Origin of the sequence: Nitrosopumilus maritimus SCM1, from assembly GCF_000018465.1 — an archaeon.
In the GTDB taxonomy this organism is placed as follows: domain Archaea; phylum Thermoproteota; class Nitrososphaeria; order Nitrososphaerales; family Nitrosopumilaceae; genus Nitrosopumilus; species Nitrosopumilus maritimus.
The window spans coordinates 1395990-1411700 of sequence record NC_010085.1; the positions used below are offsets into that span (position 1 = coordinate 1395990).

Below are 15711 nucleotides of genomic sequence, written 5' to 3' on the forward strand. Positions count from 1 at the left end.
TAAAAATTAATCATGGAGGAAGGAGAAAAAAGACTAAAGCAAGAAGATTGTAGTGAAGATGTATTAGGTTCAGGAATTCTCACGTTAACTAACAAGAGATTAGCTTTTGATAAAACTAGAGCAAGAATGATGGATTTTTCAAAACATATGGGAGATACAATACTAGACATTACATTAGACAATGTAACCAAAACATGGAAAGAGGGTCTACTAATGAAAAAAGTGTGTTTTATTGTAAAAACAGATGATGGTGAAAAAATCTACAAGTTTGGTGTGTTTAACACAAAAAGCTGGCTCAAAAGTATTGATGAAGCAGTTGCAAATTACAAGAATTAGTAATTCACTTTAACAGTATCTAATCTCCAAGACTGAGTAACAAAAGTATCTTTTAATGACACGCCTTTCTTGATTTGAGATTCTAAAAGTCCAGTCCAACATATTTGGCTACCGCAATCCCCAGCATATTTCAAAGGGACAACAAAGAATTTTGCACCATGTCGTTTACAGACATCTTGTAGCATTTCAGATAATCGTTTGTTAGCTGCAACACCACCTACAATCATCAGTTCTTTTTTTCTCGTAAAAGACAAGGCACGTTCTACAGCTTCTGCTATCATTGCAAAAGCAGTTTCTTGAAGAGAATAGCATGCATCAACTTTACTTTTTTTTGCTACTGATTTTGTTGCAGATAGCAATCCAGAAAATGAGACATCATTTCCCTTTACAGAATATGGCAATGTAACATAGTTAGAAGATGTTGTTGCCAATTCCTCAATATTTTTTCCACAAGGAGAAGCAAAACCAATTGATCTTCCAAACTGATCAAGTAGTTGCCCCAAAGTAATATCCAAAGTTTCACCAAACACTCTCCATTGTTTATTTAAAAATGCCAAAAGCATTGTGTGACCTCCAGAGACTAAGAGGACTAAAGGATTGGTTGCACCAGTTAGCAACTTTCCTAATTCTATATGACCCAATGCATGATTGACAGGATAAATTGGAATTTTGTAAAAAGATGCCAATGATCTTGCCACTACAGCGCCAACACGTAAACAAGGTCCTAAACCAGGACCACCAGCATAAGATACAATATCCAAGTCATTTACTTTGATATTTGCCTCATCAAGACATTCAGACAATACTAGAGAACTATTTTCAATGTGGTGTCTTGAAGCCTCTCGTGGATGAATTCCCTCTCCATCAGCAGGACGATAAATTTTACGAACATCAGATAAAATTTTTCCTTTCTTTCCCTTCATTTCTATAACTGCACATGAGAAGGTATGAGCAGTACTTTCTATTCCTAAACCTAACAAATCATCCCCTACTTAGAGTTGATACGATTTTGATCACATCGCCATTTTTTAGTTTTTGATCACCGCTGATTCTTTGTTTTGTTTTACAGTCAATTGCATGCAAAAATCCTTTAGCAATATCTGCATGAATTAATCCAGCCAAATCTTTTGCAGTAGAATCTTGAGGCAATAATTTTGTATCTGGAAGAATCACACCATCTTTGTTAGTAAGTTTAGTTTCATCTTCAACAGGATAGACTACAATGAAATTCAATGAATCAAAAACTGCAGTATTAAGAATTTTCTGAATTCCAGTAGAAGGGATTTTTTCAAATACAGATTTCACCAAATCAAGTGCCTTTTGTTGTGGAGGAGCAATCTCTTTACCTTCTGCAATTGAAAATCCTTCATCACCAGACGAATAATTTACAATTCCGGCCTTTGATGCTTTTCTTAGTAATAATTCAGTTTCTGCACTACAAGGAATAACATTATCGTTAATTTTTTTTATGATATCAAGATCAGGACACAAATCAGCTTTGTTTGCAGCAATGATCATTGGTTTTGTGTTTTTTCTCAGTTCACGTGCAAATTCAACAATATCATCTTCACTCCATTCTTTGGGATCTCTTGAGATAAAACCAAGTTTTTGGAGTACATCTTGTACTTGAAAATCTTTTATGCCTAAACCTGTAAATCGGTTTGCAATTCCATCTGTAAGTTTTGCTCTCTTTTGATGAATCTCTCTAGTGATTTTATCCCAATCACGTTTTAAAATATCAGCAAACCACAAATCAAATTCGTCTTGAACAAACTCTACGTCTTCTAATGGATTATGAGTTCCAGGTGGAACAGGTTGTCCTTGAATATCAGTAGTTCCAGCAATATCAACAACATGAATCAAAACTTCAGCTTGTCTTGCATCATCAAGAAACTGATTTCCCAATCCTTTTCCTTCATGAGCTCCTGGAACTAATCCAGCAATATCAATAAGTTTCACAGGAATAAAACGAGTTCCATTGACGCAAAGATCAGTTTGATGTTCAATTTTGAAATGTTTGCAAGCACAATCAGCTTTAACATATGCAACACCAACATTTGGTTCAATTGTAGTAAATGGAAAATTTCCGGAAGCAACAGGAGTTTCAGTGGCAGCTGAGAAAAAGGTGGATTTTCCTACATTTGCTTTACCTAAAAGACCAATTTGCAATGATCTCAAAAATTCATTTCTACTTATTAGTATTGCAGAAATCGTTTAATCATCATCCATTCAATTAATTATATGTCAATAGTAATTACAGGAACGCCAGGTGTTGGAAAACACACTATTGGGAAAGAGTTAGCACAGAAATTAAAATTAGAAATAGTAGATATTAACGAGATTGCAAAAAATTCAGGATTATTTGAGGAAAATGACGAATCAAATGATGTGGATACAGAAAAACTCAAAGTAATTCTTAGAGAAAAAATTTCTGATAGACATATCATCATTGGGCATTTAGCACCTTACGTTTTAGATAATGAAAAAGTCAATAGAGTTATTGTTTTGAGACGAAATCCATATGATTTGATTCAAGTATATGATGAAAGAGGTTATTCAGATAAGAAAAGTAGAGAAAATGCAAGTAGTGAAATTTTAGGTGTCATTACATATGATGTCATAAACCAATTCCAAGACAAAGTTGTTCAGATTAATGTGACGGGAGGAAAGGTACAAGAGGTTTTGGAGAAAGTAAACTCAGCAATTTCAGGCAATATTGATACTGAAGAAGTAGATTGGCTTGAATTAGTTACAAAAAATAATGATTTGAAAAAATTTTTTGTTGATTGATTAAATAACGCCTTTTAATTTGAAAATATACTTGTTTGAAATATCAAAAACAGATTTGGCAGGCCGTATAGGAACAATAGATACTAACCATGGGAAAATTGAAACACCAGCATATGTTCCAGTTATTCATCCAGTAAAACAAACAATTCCTTCAAAAAAGATCAAAGAGATTGGTTTTGATCTAGTAATTACAAATGCATACATTACAAGAAACAACTATGGAGATAAAGCAGTAAAGAAAGGAATTCATAAAATTATTGATTACGATAGAGGAATAATGACAGATTCTGGAGGATATCAAGTTTTAGAATATGGAGATGTTCCAGTAGCACCAACAGAGATGGCAGAATTTGAACAAGGTATAATGACAGATTTTGCAATACCATTAGACAAACCAACAGGGTTTGGATTACCGATAAAAAAAGCAGAAGCATATGTAAAACATACTCTCAAGGTTTGCAAGCAAACTATTGAAGACAGTAAAGACAATGGACAAATTTGGATTGGTCCAATTCAAGGGGGAGAGCATTTTGATCTTGTAGCAAAATCAACAAAAGGGTTGATCAAAATGGGATACAAGATGTTAGCACTGGGTAGTCCAGTTGAATTTATGGAGTCATACGAATATAGACTGTTAGCTCAAATGATAATTGCAGCAAAAAAACAGATTCCACATAACATACCACTACATCTTTTTGGAGCAGGACATCCATTAACTATTCCATTTGCAGTTGCATTGGGTTGTGATACATTTGATTCAGCATCATACATGCTATATGCAAAACAAAACAGGTACATTACAGAGGACGGCACACGTGATTTATCAGACATTGTTGTTTTCCCATGTAATTGTGAAATATGTACAAAATACACCCCAGATGAACTACGACAGTTAGAATCTATTGAGAAAATAAACCAGATTGCTATTCATAATCTCCATGCAATAAAATTAGAAGTAGACAAGGTCAAACAAGCAATTCATGAAGGAAGGTTATGGGAATATGTTATCAAAAAAGCAAGAGCACATCCTAAATTATTTGAGATGGTAGAAGTAATGACAGAAAATTCAGAATTTTTGAAGATTGGAACACCAAAATTCAAGGAAAGAGCAATTTTTCTATTTGATAAGGAAGATCAATTTAGACCGGAAGTTCAAGTATTTCATGAAATTGTAAGGGGATTCAAATCAAAGAAAGAAAAAATATTGATTACAAACGAATCATCAACAAAACCAGGCTATCTATCTCATCAATTTGTAAATTTGTCAAAAAAACTCAAAGATTTCGAAGAAGTTCAAATTTGCCAATACAACCCTCAACTAGGATTAATTCCAATTGAGATTTCAGATATTTTCCCTGCTGCACATCACGAAACATCAAGAATGAATTTTGATCCTAAAGAATTTACTGAGTTTGAAAAAACATGGAAAATATTTTTTGAGAACAATAAATTTTCAGAAATTCGATACAACAAAGATGATGAATTTCTAAAATATTTTGTAAAAACATTACCAAAAAACATCAAGAAGAAATCTTTTTTGTAAATTAAAAATAAGAAAAAAGAATGTGCTAAAAGATTCAGCCTTATAGTGCTGCGTCTTCTGCCCAACCGTTGATGAAGATACCGTTTTTGTGAAGAGGTACTGGTTGTCCAGCAGTGTAATTCATTGGTCTCATCCAAAAGATTGATTTTGTTGGGCATACACCGATGCATGCACCGTCAGAAATACATCTCTCTGGATAAAATACAAATGCTTTACCTCTCTTCCAGCCTTCAACTGGTTTTACTCTAAGGACATCAGGACCAAGAGTTGTACAGATTTCTACACATAGTGCACATCCGATACATCTTTGTTCATCGATGTCTGGAAGTATTGCTATTGGCATTACAAAATAAACAATGCTTGGTTACTATTTAAACCATGATTGATATCCATAACTCTGTTATGAAATTTGATCGGCGGAAAATTATGCGCAGGAACCAGATTGAAAATTTAAAAAACAAAAAGATAACGTGAGTATCACGTTTATTTTCTCATTGCATCGATTTGACCAGAAGTAACCCAGTCAAGTAGTTCTGCAGAAGAAGGATTAAGGTCTGCTTTCTGATTCATCAGATTGTTAACCCAAATCCAGTTAATTTGGTTAAGAAGAGGTTTGTTTGCTTCGTCACCTGCACGTGTTTTAGCGACTACAGCTTGGTCTTGTTGTCCTAACCATTCTTGGAAGCTTCTTCCCATGAGGATCGGATCTTAGCTTGCACTAATTAAAGCTTTTGAAGATTATACACTAGACATAATGATCGGGTACATCTCAAGAAGGTTTTAACGTAGATGAAAAATCATGTTAATTCTTGAATGTTAAAGTTTTAGGAGCTGCCAACGAGGTAGGCAGATCAGGTTTTTTAGTAAATTGTAATGGAACAAATCTCTTACTTGATTATGGAGTATTATTTGGCAGAAGAGGTACACCTCCACAATATCCACTTCATGTAAAACCCAAGGATTTAGATGCAATAATTATCACCCATGCCCACCTGGATCATTCTGGAAACGTTCCATCTCTATTTGTAAGTGGAAATACAGATGTTTATGCAACTCCACCAACTTTTGATTTATCAAAACTATTGATTGAAGATATGCTAAAAATTGAAAAGAATTCGCATCCATTTGACCTACCAGAATTAAACAACATGATGAGAAATGCCAAAGAAATTGGATTCAAACAAAAAATTACTAAAGGTAATGCAACATTTGAGTTAAGAGAATCAGGACATGTGATTGGGGGCAGTACAGTTTTAGTAGAATCTGAAAATAAACGACTGTTCTATACAGGAGATATCAAGACAAACGGTTCAAGAATGCTTCGAGAAATGGATTTGGATATAGGAGAAATTGACTTGTTAATTACTGAAAGCACCTATGCCATGACAGAACAAAAACCAAGAAAAGAATCTGAAGCAGAACTAATAGAATTTGCAAACGAAGTAATGGATAGAAAAGGAATTTTGTTTATCCCATCATTTTCAGTTGAACGTTCTCAAGAGATTGCATGCATTCTAAGAAACGCAAATTTCAAACATAGAATTATCATGGACGGCATGGCACTAAAAGTAAATGAAATTATGTTTAAGCATCCAGAATATTTGCGAGATCCAAAAATTTTCTCTGATGCAATTAACAGAGCAACTTCAATTACAGAACATTCTGAAAGAAAACGTGCAATGGAGGAACCATGTGTTGTTATTTCACCTGCAGGTATGTTAGTTGGAGGAAATGCAGTTTTCTATTTACAACATCTAGCATTTGATGACAGAAATGGAATTGCGCTTGTTTCCTACCAAGGAGATGGCACACCAGGTAGAAAATTGCTAGAAACAGGAAAAGTATCATCAAGAGGAAAAGACATCAATGTGACTGCACAAGTAAAACAGTTTGAATTTTCAGGCCATGCAGACAGAAATGAATTATTTGATATGATTAAAAAAATCAAAGGAAATCCAAAGGTTTTGACTGTACACGGGGATTCAGAATCTTGTGATTTGTTTGCACAAGAAATTCATGAGAAATTTGGATTAGAGACACATTCTCCTGCAGTTAATGAAGAGATTCCAATCTAAAATGCAAATAAAGCAACCAATAGATGTTGAAAATTCAATAAACAGCGGTCAAGTTTTTCTTTGGAGAAAGAATAAAGAATTTTGGTACGGAGTAAACGGACAAGACATACTAGAAGTAAACAAAAATGGAAAAATAAAGTCATTACAAAATTACAAAACAGATTTTTTTAGAAATAATGATAATTTTGATGAAATTATCAAATCGATTTCAAAAGACAAGATAGTAAAAAATGCTGTAAAAAAATATCCAGGGCTTAGAATCATAAAACAAGATCCATTCCAATGTTTGATTTCATTTATCGTATCATCAAACTCTAACATCCAAAAAATTAAAACAAATCTAGAAAACATATCACAAAAATTTGGAGAAAGAGTGGAATACAAAGATCAAGAGTTTTTTTTATTTCCTAATGCAAAAACGCTTTCCAAAGCATCAATAACTGAAATTAAAAATTGTGGAGTTGGATATCGTGCAAAATTCATCAAAGAAGCCTCAAAAATTTTTGCTTCTGAAAAAATTATGATTGATGATTTGAAATCAAGTGATTATTTTGATGCAAAAAAGAAGATTCGCATCATTCCAGGCATAGGAAACAAAGTTGCAGATTGTATTTTATTATTTTCTCTTGATAAGTTAGAATCATTTCCATTAGATAGATGGATGATTAGAATTTTAGAGAAATATTATTCAAAAAAATTTCAAATAGATACCAAAACAATTACAGAAAAACAATATGATATTCTACATGAAAAGATTGTAGATTATTTTGGGCTATATGCAGGATATGCACAACAGTTTCTCTTCAAAATGGAAAGAGAAAATTATCAAAAAAAGTGGCTGTAAACCCTTAAAATGGTAATTAATTGCTAGGTTTTTGGGCCCATAGCTCAGCATGGATAGAGTGTTGGACTTCTAATCCAATGGTCAAGGGATCGAAGCCCTTTGGGCCCGCTTAACAAAATTATTTATTCTAATCAGAAGGTGTGTTTTTGTGAAAGATATAGAATTCAAGCTAAATTCAACTGATATCCATCCAAATTCTGAGATCAAAGGAGAGATTACAGTCTCTTATCCAGGCAGATATGATGGAGTAGTTATTAATACACAAATTTTGGATTCGAACGAACATATCACTTACAAATCATACAACGGAAAGACCATTTCAAATAATGTTGCAAGATTATTTATCAACAAAGATGTAATGTCAGAAAATAAAGCAGAATTTACTGCAGTAATAAAATTTGAGCCAACTCAAGAATACGAAGTAAAATTTAGAGCATCAATTATCGAACAACACAAAGAAATTGAGAGCCAAATAATTTTTGCAAAATATTCTGTCTAGAATCTGCTCTTTGCGATTGTAATTTCACCTTTCATCCAAGGATGAGGCTGACAGAAATAATGAATTACAGTTTCTTCTGTAAATAAGAACTCATAGGTATCCCCAGGTTTAATTACTCCGGGAGAACCAAAGTCACCACTATACCCATCAGTATATCGGTGATCAGGGGTTACAGTATGAGCAGTATCATCATTGTTTATCCACCGGACATTGTTTGTAAATGTCAGCAGCGCTTCAGCCTTTTGTGGAAGATAGTCATTACCGTCATCATTAACTGCACCTGGAACAATTTCAATTAGGAAAAATTCTTCTGCAGGTTCTAGAATTGCATGAGAAACTGATGGTTTTGCTAAAGATTCAGGAAGATAAAACGAAGTGTAAAAGACTACAGATGCAGATAGTCCAACAAGTAATGCAATAAGTCCAATACCATAGGCATGACTAGATGTTGGACTACTCATAATTTTTTTTCGCCTCTCAAGTTCTTATAAAGCTTGTTTGAAATTTTTGAGATCATGGTTTGTTGAGATCACCGGTACCAAGATTTGGATTATTGTCTGCACCAACTCCCAAGTCAGCTTGAGTTTTTGGTGCAGAAACTTCTGGAGCAATAGGTTTCTCTTCAGGTTTTTCTGCTGCAGTTTCACCTTCAGGAAGTTTTGCAGATTCTTCGGGTTGTGAAGATTCTTCTGGTTCAGCTAGTTTTGGTTTCTCATCAGATACAGGAGCTGGAGGAGCTGGAGGAGCATTCTTTTGCTGACTCATACCATATCTGTAGATATGGAAGAAACCAGCAAATACCATCAGTATCAATCCAACAAAGAACAAAGACATGTTGTTCATGCCAGTCAAAGCTGCATTGTATGCTGCAATGTTAAGGAATACTTGGAATGCTAGTAATGCAACAAGTAACCAGTTAATCCATTTTTCAGATAGATCTAAGGTTGCAACTTTCTGCGGACCAGTATTTTTTGCTAGTTTTGATTTTCTCTCTGCTTCATTTGCAAGTTTGATCATCATGTATGTAAATCCAAAACTCATAGGAACTAACAATATCATCACACTGTAAAAGAACACAGGATCAATTACCAAACGCTCAACTAATGGAATTGAGATGTCAGGTGAGATATAGAATCCCCAATAAGTTGTTACCATAATCTGTGCAAGGCTGGTAATTCCAAATGCAGTAATAATTGGTCTATCTCTCCAAGAGAATTTCTTGTATCTATCAATAAATGGAATCAATACAAACGATATAATGAATATCAAAGGCCACAGCAACCCTGTTACAAACTTATCATACTGAGTTCTCATGAATGCATAAATTCCAGTCAAATACCATTCAGGTACGGTTACACCAGGCGGTACGGTCGGCTCAAACTTGAATCCCAAATCAATTGGGAAAACACCACCAGTAATCAAAATTGCACCAGCAATTGCCATAACCATTGGTACATCAAATACCAAGAATCTTGGGAAGTGAACTGCCATCAATCCAAGCATAACTATTGGCAACAAGAACACATGTTGAGCATAGAATCTCAATACAAAGTCCGAGAACCCACTACCCAACGCCGCGTCACGTATGACAGATCCGGCCACTGGAATTGAAGTGGTTAACGACGCTGCAATACTAATTGCAAGTTGCGCTCTTTCAGAGAATATAACATCATATCCAGTAAATGCTTCTAAGATAGTAACAACGCCTAAGATAACACCAGTCATCCATAAAACTTCATTTCTAATTTTGTATCTTCCACTAAAGTATTGATAATACATGTGAAGAACAGCTAAGAGAACCATTGCATTAGAACCATGATAGTGTATGTTTCTAATGTGGAATCCAAATGGAACTTCATCGTTAATGAATTGAACACTATCCCATGCTCTATCCAATATCGGTTGATAGTAAAACATGAGCAGAGCTCCTGAAATTCCTAGAATGATAAACACAATGAATGTTAACATTCCCAAAAATCCAAATGGACTTACAAATCTTGCAGGAAATGAAAACTTGATTGCAGTAAAGATAGTTCTATCTACACCTTCCCATAACCAATAGAGAAATTCAACTACACCATTTCTTCTTGGCTCAAGCGAAACGGCCATATCCAATTACTCCATTTTCTTGCGCGTTAAACTTTGGGGGCAAGATGAATACTAATCCATCTGAATCAACTTCCAAAGTTAGTTTAGGTAAAGTGTTTGATGGTGAAGCTTGTACTGATGCAGGACCAACATATGCAGTTCCAGAAACTGGATCATACATACTTCCATGACATGGGCATTCACCTCTTTTTCGTCCCTCATCAGGCCAATATTTCCACAAACACCAAAGATGAAGGCAAATCATACTGAAAGCTCTAAATGCAGAAGGATCATTTTTTGCTCCACCTAATTCTTCAGGTAATCTAATGAATTGCCATTTACGAAATGCTTCAGCATCAAGTGCTGCATCACCGGTTGCAGGATATGTAATGACTTCAGCGTGATTTATTGGGTAAGTGTTAACGTTAGCTTGAGTGCCATCAGGTAGAATTACAGGTACTTTCTCAAGAGAAGCCTGATTTGGGTTTGGCATGAAATTACCAAATGGGACAAATGGAGCAAAAGCTAAACCAGTTCCTGCTGCACCCATTAACTTTAGAAAGTCTCTTCGGGATAATCCGGTAGACTTTTTCGTCCCCACCTCTGACATTCAAGCTGACGTACTCGCCAAATTGCTTATAAACCTTGTTCAGTTACTTTGCAGGTTTTTGTCTAATTACAATAATAGAAACAATTCCGATCGCAATTCCAATAGCTATTCCTATTCCAATCCCTACTAAAAGCAAAGAATCAGAGTCATTAGATGAAATTATGGTTTCTTTTACAATAGTTTCTTTTTCAATGGAAATAGTTTCATTTTTAGTGGTTTTCTCCAAGTCTGAAGACGTTTCATCTTCAATTATGATTTCTGAATTCTGAGATACTAATTCAGTAGAGATGTTTGTAAATTTTGCAGCTAATGTAATAGGTTCAGTTGTAGAATTTCCTCCAAACAATGTAGAGTGTGTCAACAATGTGTAAGTACCAGTTTGATTAATTGGCACATACAATACAGTTGATGTATCATCCTTGTTTTTTACTGGGAAAAATCCACCACCCTGACTAAATAGAGAATTTCCCAACCAATCAAGTGATGGCCATCCAAGAAAATGTCCAAACACTCCAGAAGGAACATTAGTTTGAATGATTTGTCCTAGAGGATCCATAACAAATACAGATAGGTTTGTATCATCACTAGTCCAGGAAAGTTCTATAGCTGCAGAATTTACAAATTCATTTTGTACATCAAAGTAATATTGTCGCCAATCACCTGCCATGTAACGATTTGTCATATCAAATGCTCCTTTGGTATATCCATTTCCATAAAGGACGTCATCATTTTGTTTTCCATGAATTATTATCGTTGAATCATTTTCGGTTATTGGTTCTTTAATTACAAATGATACTGGTGTGTTTACTTCATGCATTTTACTTTGAAAATTCAAAAATCCCTGATACACACCTGTTTCTAAATCAGTTGGAGTAACCAGAGTTACATCTACTGTTGAAACGCCATTAGAAGGAACAGTTATTGTTTCAGATTTAGGCCACAACATAGACCATTTAGTATTTTGATAATAACTTGCAGATATGGTATAATCCATTGATGTTGAATTTTGATTTGTGTTTCCTAACCAGTAAGAGTATCGTGTAGGAACTGGATAAACACCAACTAATGGAACACCATCAAATTTTTCATTTGGTTCTGACACTCGAATTTCTTGAACAGTTCCCCAAGATCCGCCTCTATTAACTAGAGATATTTCATCACTGGTAATTTTTGTATCATTATTGTTATCAAGCCAATCATACAAGTATAATGAAGAAATTTTAAGATCATCAGCATAAACATCAGAAGTACTATTCATAAATTGATCAAAAGGAAAATTTACGTTTAAGATCATTAAAGAAGATTCATCAGGGATGGGATTTTTTTCATCAAAGAAATCCTCTAGGTCTTCATGAGGTTTTACATCAGATAATTTTACATAATTTGGAATAAATGTATCAGTTTTATTCAAAATGGAATCGTGTTGACGAGGAGTTGTTGTTCCGTTAAATTGAGTATGTTTAATCAGAGCCAATGTTTCTGGTTTTACATCAACAATAATTTCATTTTCTGTAGGATTTGAGATAGTAAAAGTTGCAGTAGTTCTATCCCCGGCAATCAATTGTCCTCCAAACCAACTAGCCATAGGAAGAGAGTGTGAAGGAAGTTTGAATTGCTGAAAACCTATTGCAGTGTGATTAAAGTTTTCAATCGAAGGCTCAAGAATTTTTTTGAGGTTTTCATAAGAATTTTCATTAGTTACCATAAACACACCATTTTTTCCATGAACATAATCTAAAGCAGAGTTAACATTTGTCAAACCGGAACCTTGGGTAAAAGGGTCATTATTCATATCTACTGCAGTAGACATTAAGATATTTTTTATCATAAATGAATCATAGTCTTGAGATTGTTTTGTCATCTCTTCAATCAAAATGGCAGCACTTCCAGAAACTAATGGGGCAGCCATGCTAGTCCCTCCAAATAATGAAAAGGATTCATCCTTGGAATCTTTTGTAGTTTTTATCATATTTGAGGGAACAAATCCATGAGCACCAAGACTCATCACATCAGGTTTTGGATCACCAATTGCAGTTGGTCCTCGACTTGAGAAATCAACTACATGATTATAGTGATTAGTTGAATTACCAAATCTTGGTTGGTCTTTGAATGGACCATATCCAACAAAAACATTGTTAGTAGTAGCCCCAACAGTTATTCCAAAGGGAGATGCATTAGGTAGTCCAATTGTTCCATATCCATGACCAGAGTTCCCAGCACTAGATACCATTACAACTCCAGGATAATCATCATCAAGTGAATGAGGGGTTGAAAGAATACTTTGGATTAATGATAAGACATCCATTCCCGGTGCAGATTTGAATGATGGGAAATTTGAAATGCCCCAGCTGTTGGAAATTATATCTACTCTAGGTTTTCCAGAAAATTCCCAAATATTATCTCCATTTTCAAATCCTGCAGACCATAACCATGCATAAACAGTATCACCGAACCATAATGCCTTTACAGGCAAAATTTTTGCACCAGGTGCAACACCAGTTATTGAATATTTTTTAGTGTCATTGTAAATATCGTATGTTTCTTGTCCGCGAGAAACAATTGATGCAGTACTTGAAGTACCATGCCCCATAAAATCAGTCATTATACCAAAAAATTCACCATTAGGATCTAATGCAGGTAAAAGAGTGCCATTAATTGCATTTAGTTTATCATCAATTTCAGTGGAATTGTTTCTAATAACACCATAAACATCTAAAACTTGTGCACCAATTGTTCCAGCACTGTAATCAGTTTTTCCATCGTTGTTTGAATCATAAACAAGAAATTCGTTACCACTTCCCAAAACAATTGGTTTTTCATCAGTAAAATCAAAATCATAATTTGGTTGTTGCCCAGAAGGTAAGCTAAATCGAGTATAGTCTTCCCAAGAAGTACTCATATCAGGAATAATTGTATCATATACTCCAGGAATAAAAGAATCAACTACAAGAACAGGTACGACTTGAACTTTGGCAAGAGGTCCACTTAATCCTCCTTGATAAATTACACCAAGACGGTATTCTCCACTTTTTGATTTTATGTAATTTCTATTATCTTGTCCTATTTTCATATCTTTATCTAAAGTTCCTTTAAAAATTGGAGATGAACCAATTTGTGGAAAAAAGGAATTGTAAATTTGAATATCACTTCCTTTTCCTCCTTGAGAAAGATCAAGAAATATTCCTTCCCTAGTAACATATGCAGAAGAAATCATATGTTCTGGAATGGGTTTTGTATAATTTCGTATAATTTCATTTTCGTCAATATATGCAAAAAAAGTTGAATTGGTTAGAATAATTCCTTGTCCATCAGGATCAAGCATAAGAGGATGATTAAGTTCATCTCTAGCAAGAGAATGTTGTATGTCGGGGTTTGAAAAATCAACTCCAGTGTCTATAATTGCAATTACAGTTCCATTTCCTGATGCATTGTAATTGAGTTGTGCATTTTTTGATCCAGTGATTTCGCCAATTCGTGTAGCATCAACTATTTCATTATCAGATGAATGAAAATCTAATTTAGAATCTTCAATTATGTGAATTCCTTGGCTTGCCAATAATGAAGCTGATTTTTCAGATAAAAGTGAAACATAAAAAAATCCATGATCAGATTTTATTCCATATATTGAATTATTTTCTAAGTAATCATAATTTTGAGTGTTTGTTCCAAAAATCAAATAACGTTTAAAATGATTTTCTACAAAAAAATTTGAATCAACATCAATTATTTGAGAAGTAAATTCAATCGTTTGGGAATTATCTTGTAGGTATACATCATCACCAGTAAATGCATACGAATTTGCCAAAAAACTAGATAAAAGAAGGATTGAAAAGAAAATAGCCGCCTTGGGCATCAAATAATTTTTGCATCTAACATTATTATAACTATCTTCTTCGTGCCAAAATTGCAATCTGTAATGCAACTATGATTCCAATAGATGCTATGATTGGAAACAATAATGAGTTTAATTGTGATGAGGCCTCACTGATAAATTCTACAGAGGTAGAAATGGTACCAGTACTTTCATCAATTTTACTACTTGCAGTTTCCAGAGTGTTATCAAATCCTTCAATTTCAGATTTTAAAACATCCAGTTCTTTTGATGTATCATCTAAAATTGTATTTAGACGAATTATTTGTTCAGATATTCCACCCAAATCCTGACTTAAGACATTTGTTGCAGCAGAACCGTGAGATGTAGTTCCCTGGCTAAATGCTATAACGTGAAAGACATGAGTACCTTCTTCAATCGGAGTGTAATCTACATAGTATAATCCTTGATGGAGAGCTTTGAATGAACTAGTTAATGTTACAGTCATACCTGAAGGTAAATGAACATGTGTGTTTCCCAATAATTCTTTGATTCCTGCTTCATTTCCTATCAACAATCCATCGCTTGTTGTTTGTACAAATACTCGAATTGGCTGGTTTATTGCAGCAGTTTCAGGTGCAAAAACTAGTGTATTGACATGTCTTTCAACAGGGACATCAACAAGATCAGTGGTGGACGAAAATTTTACATCAATTGTTTTGGAAATTCCATTTTGTGCAGTACTAATTACTTCAACAGTGTATGTGCCGTAAGGTAAGTTGGATGAAGGTTGCGGCCATGTCAATAAAGAATGATTGTAAGAACCATCAGCATTAGTAGTTAATTGATCAAATTTTGCAATTGTTTCATCAGGTGCAAATAATCTTAAAATTAAATTTTCTTCAGGCAAACCAGTTCCATATATTTGAAGATTGTGAGATGGTGCATAGACTTTACTATTTGTATACAAACTTAGCCCTACAAATTCATCATCTGTTGTATCAAATTGGGCATAAGAATTAGGAATTTGAATTATTAGTAATATAGTAAAAAATAGAAACAAAATATTTAATTTCATTTTAATTAATTGCAGAACTTCTCCTAGATATTACTTC

Annotated in this window: 15 protein-coding genes and 1 tRNA gene; 7 read left to right on the top strand and 9 right to left on the bottom strand. The window is 34.1% G+C overall.

Annotation, left to right across the window (positions count from 1 at the left end):
• Nucleotides 1-12 precede the first annotated feature (12 nt).
• The gene (locus NMAR_RS08210) at nt 13-336 is read left to right on the top strand and encodes a hypothetical protein (RefSeq protein WP_012215915.1); all 324 of its coding nucleotides are present in this window, start codon (nt 13-15) and stop codon (nt 334-336) included.
• On the opposite strand, the gene kae1 is transcribed toward NMAR_RS08210, so the two are convergent.
• Together kae1 and NMAR_RS08220 are read right to left on the bottom strand one after the other, a co-directional pair.
• A complete protein-coding gene (gene kae1, locus NMAR_RS08215; RefSeq protein ID WP_012215916.1) occupies nt 333-1316 on the bottom strand; it encodes a KEOPS complex N(6)-L-threonylcarbamoyladenine synthase Kae1 in 984 nt (327 codons plus the stop codon). The genes NMAR_RS08210 and kae1 overlap by 4 nt on opposite strands.
• Before the next feature lies 1 nt (nt 1317).
• The gene (locus NMAR_RS08220; protein ID WP_148680225.1) at nt 1318-2505 is read right to left on the bottom strand and encodes a redox-regulated ATPase YchF; all 1188 of its coding nucleotides are present in this window, start codon (nt 2503-2505) and stop codon (nt 1318-1320) included.
• A 72-nt stretch (nt 2506-2577) separates the two neighbouring features.
• On the opposite strand from NMAR_RS08220, the gene NMAR_RS08225 reads away from it, so the two are divergent.
• Both NMAR_RS08225 and tgtA read left to right on the top strand, forming a co-directional pair.
• Nucleotides 2578-3126, top strand: coding sequence for an adenylate kinase family protein (locus tag NMAR_RS08225; protein ID WP_012215918.1), 549 nt, complete (start codon nt 2578-2580; stop codon nt 3124-3126).
• Between the two features lie 31 nt (nt 3127-3157).
• A complete protein-coding gene (gene tgtA, locus NMAR_RS08230) occupies nt 3158-4669 on the top strand; it encodes a tRNA guanosine(15) transglycosylase TgtA (RefSeq protein ID WP_148680226.1) in 1512 nt (503 codons plus the stop codon).
• Between the two features lie 40 nt (nt 4670-4709).
• Here the strand turns inward: tgtA and NMAR_RS08235 are convergent, their stop codons facing one another.
• Together NMAR_RS08235 and NMAR_RS08240 are read right to left on the bottom strand one after the other, a co-directional pair.
• A complete protein-coding gene (locus tag NMAR_RS08235; RefSeq protein ID WP_012215920.1) occupies nt 4710-5012 on the bottom strand; it encodes an ATP-binding protein in 303 nt (100 codons plus the stop codon).
• A 140-nt stretch (nt 5013-5152) separates the two neighbouring features.
• Complete coding sequence (locus NMAR_RS08240; protein ID WP_012215921.1) at nt 5153-5365, bottom strand: hypothetical protein; 213 nt, start codon at nt 5363-5365, stop codon at nt 5153-5155.
• Nucleotides 5366-5478: 113 nt separating this feature from the next.
• On the opposite strand from NMAR_RS08240, the gene NMAR_RS08245 reads away from it, so the two are divergent.
• The 4 genes from NMAR_RS08245 (at nt 5479) to NMAR_RS08260 (ending at nt 8087) form a co-directional block, all read left to right on the top strand.
• Entirely contained in the window at nt 5479-6744 is a 1266-nt protein-coding gene (locus NMAR_RS08245) for an MBL fold metallo-hydrolase (protein ID WP_012215922.1), read from the top strand.
• Between the two features lies 1 nt (nt 6745).
• Nucleotides 6746-7588 (top strand): DNA-3-methyladenine glycosylase family protein, encoded by an 843-nt coding sequence (locus tag NMAR_RS08250; protein WP_238523172.1) that lies wholly within the window; start codon nt 6746-6748, stop codon nt 7586-7588.
• A 33-nt stretch (nt 7589-7621) separates the two neighbouring features.
• A tRNA-Arg gene (locus tag NMAR_RS08255) sits at nt 7622-7696 on the top strand.
• A gap of 40 nt (nt 7697-7736) precedes the next feature.
• Entirely contained in the window at nt 7737-8087 is a 351-nt protein-coding gene (locus NMAR_RS08260; RefSeq protein ID WP_012215924.1) for a hypothetical protein, read from the top strand.
• Here the strand turns inward: NMAR_RS08260 and NMAR_RS08265 are convergent.
• The 5 genes from NMAR_RS08265 to NMAR_RS08285 are packed head-to-tail and all read right to left on the bottom strand — an operon-like array spanning nt 8084 to nt 15674.
• Complete coding sequence (locus NMAR_RS08265) at nt 8084-8548, bottom strand: cupredoxin domain-containing protein (protein WP_012215925.1); 465 nt, start codon at nt 8546-8548, stop codon at nt 8084-8086. The two genes, NMAR_RS08260 and NMAR_RS08265, sit on opposite strands and share 4 nt — an antisense overlap.
• A 52-nt stretch (nt 8549-8600) precedes the next feature.
• The gene (locus tag NMAR_RS08270; RefSeq protein ID WP_012215926.1) at nt 8601-10196 is read right to left on the bottom strand and encodes a cytochrome b; all 1596 of its coding nucleotides are present in this window, start codon (nt 10194-10196) and stop codon (nt 8601-8603) included.
• On the bottom strand, nt 10180-10785 hold the full coding sequence (locus NMAR_RS08275; protein ID WP_012215927.1) for a Rieske (2Fe-2S) protein: 606 nt from the start codon (nt 10783-10785) through the stop codon (nt 10180-10182). Before NMAR_RS08275 ends, NMAR_RS08270 begins: the two co-directional genes overlap by 17 nt.
• Nucleotides 10786-10828: 43 nt before the next feature.
• The gene (locus NMAR_RS08280; protein WP_012215928.1) at nt 10829-14638 is read right to left on the bottom strand and encodes a S8 family serine peptidase; all 3810 of its coding nucleotides are present in this window, start codon (nt 14636-14638) and stop codon (nt 10829-10831) included.
• A 31-nt stretch (nt 14639-14669) separates the two neighbouring features.
• Nucleotides 14670-15674: a polyhedron envelope protein domain-containing protein gene (locus NMAR_RS08285; protein WP_012215929.1), complete on the bottom strand. Its 1005-nt coding sequence runs from the start codon at nt 15672-15674 to the stop codon at nt 14670-14672.
• Nucleotides 15675-15711 lie beyond the last annotated feature (37 nt).

What these genes read in the sequence shown, in the direction of transcription:
- NMAR_RS08285 (WP_012215929.1), bottom strand. Translation starts at nt 15,674, where the DNA reads ATGAAATTAAATATTTTGTTTCTATTTTTTACTATATTACTAATAATT.
- NMAR_RS08270 (WP_012215926.1), bottom strand. Translation starts at nt 10,196, where the DNA reads ATGGCCGTTTCGCTTGAGCCAAGAAGAAATGGTGTAGTTGAATTTCTC.
- NMAR_RS08265 (WP_012215925.1), bottom strand. Translation starts at nt 8,548, where the DNA reads ATGAGTAGTCCAACATCTAGTCATGCCTATGGTATTGGACTTATTGCA.
- NMAR_RS08235 (WP_012215920.1), bottom strand. Translation starts at nt 5,012, where the DNA reads ATGCCAATAGCAATACTTCCAGACATCGATGAACAAAGATGTATCGGA.
- NMAR_RS08275 (WP_012215927.1), bottom strand. Translation starts at nt 10,785, where the DNA reads ATGTCAGAGGTGGGGACGAAAAAGTCTACCGGATTATCCCGAAGAGAC.
- NMAR_RS08210 (WP_012215915.1), top strand. Translation starts at nt 13, where the DNA reads ATGGAGGAAGGAGAAAAAAGACTAAAGCAAGAAGATTGTAGTGAAGAT.
- NMAR_RS08240 (WP_012215921.1), bottom strand. Translation starts at nt 5,365, where the DNA reads ATGGGAAGAAGCTTCCAAGAATGGTTAGGACAACAAGACCAAGCTGTA.
- NMAR_RS08225 (WP_012215918.1), top strand. Translation starts at nt 2,578, where the DNA reads ATGTCAATAGTAATTACAGGAACGCCAGGTGTTGGAAAACACACTATT.
- NMAR_RS08280 (WP_012215928.1), bottom strand. Translation starts at nt 14,638, where the DNA reads ATGCCCAAGGCGGCTATTTTCTTTTCAATCCTTCTTTTATCTAGTTTT.
- NMAR_RS08250 (WP_238523172.1), top strand. Translation starts at nt 6,746, where the DNA reads ATGCAAATAAAGCAACCAATAGATGTTGAAAATTCAATAAACAGCGGT.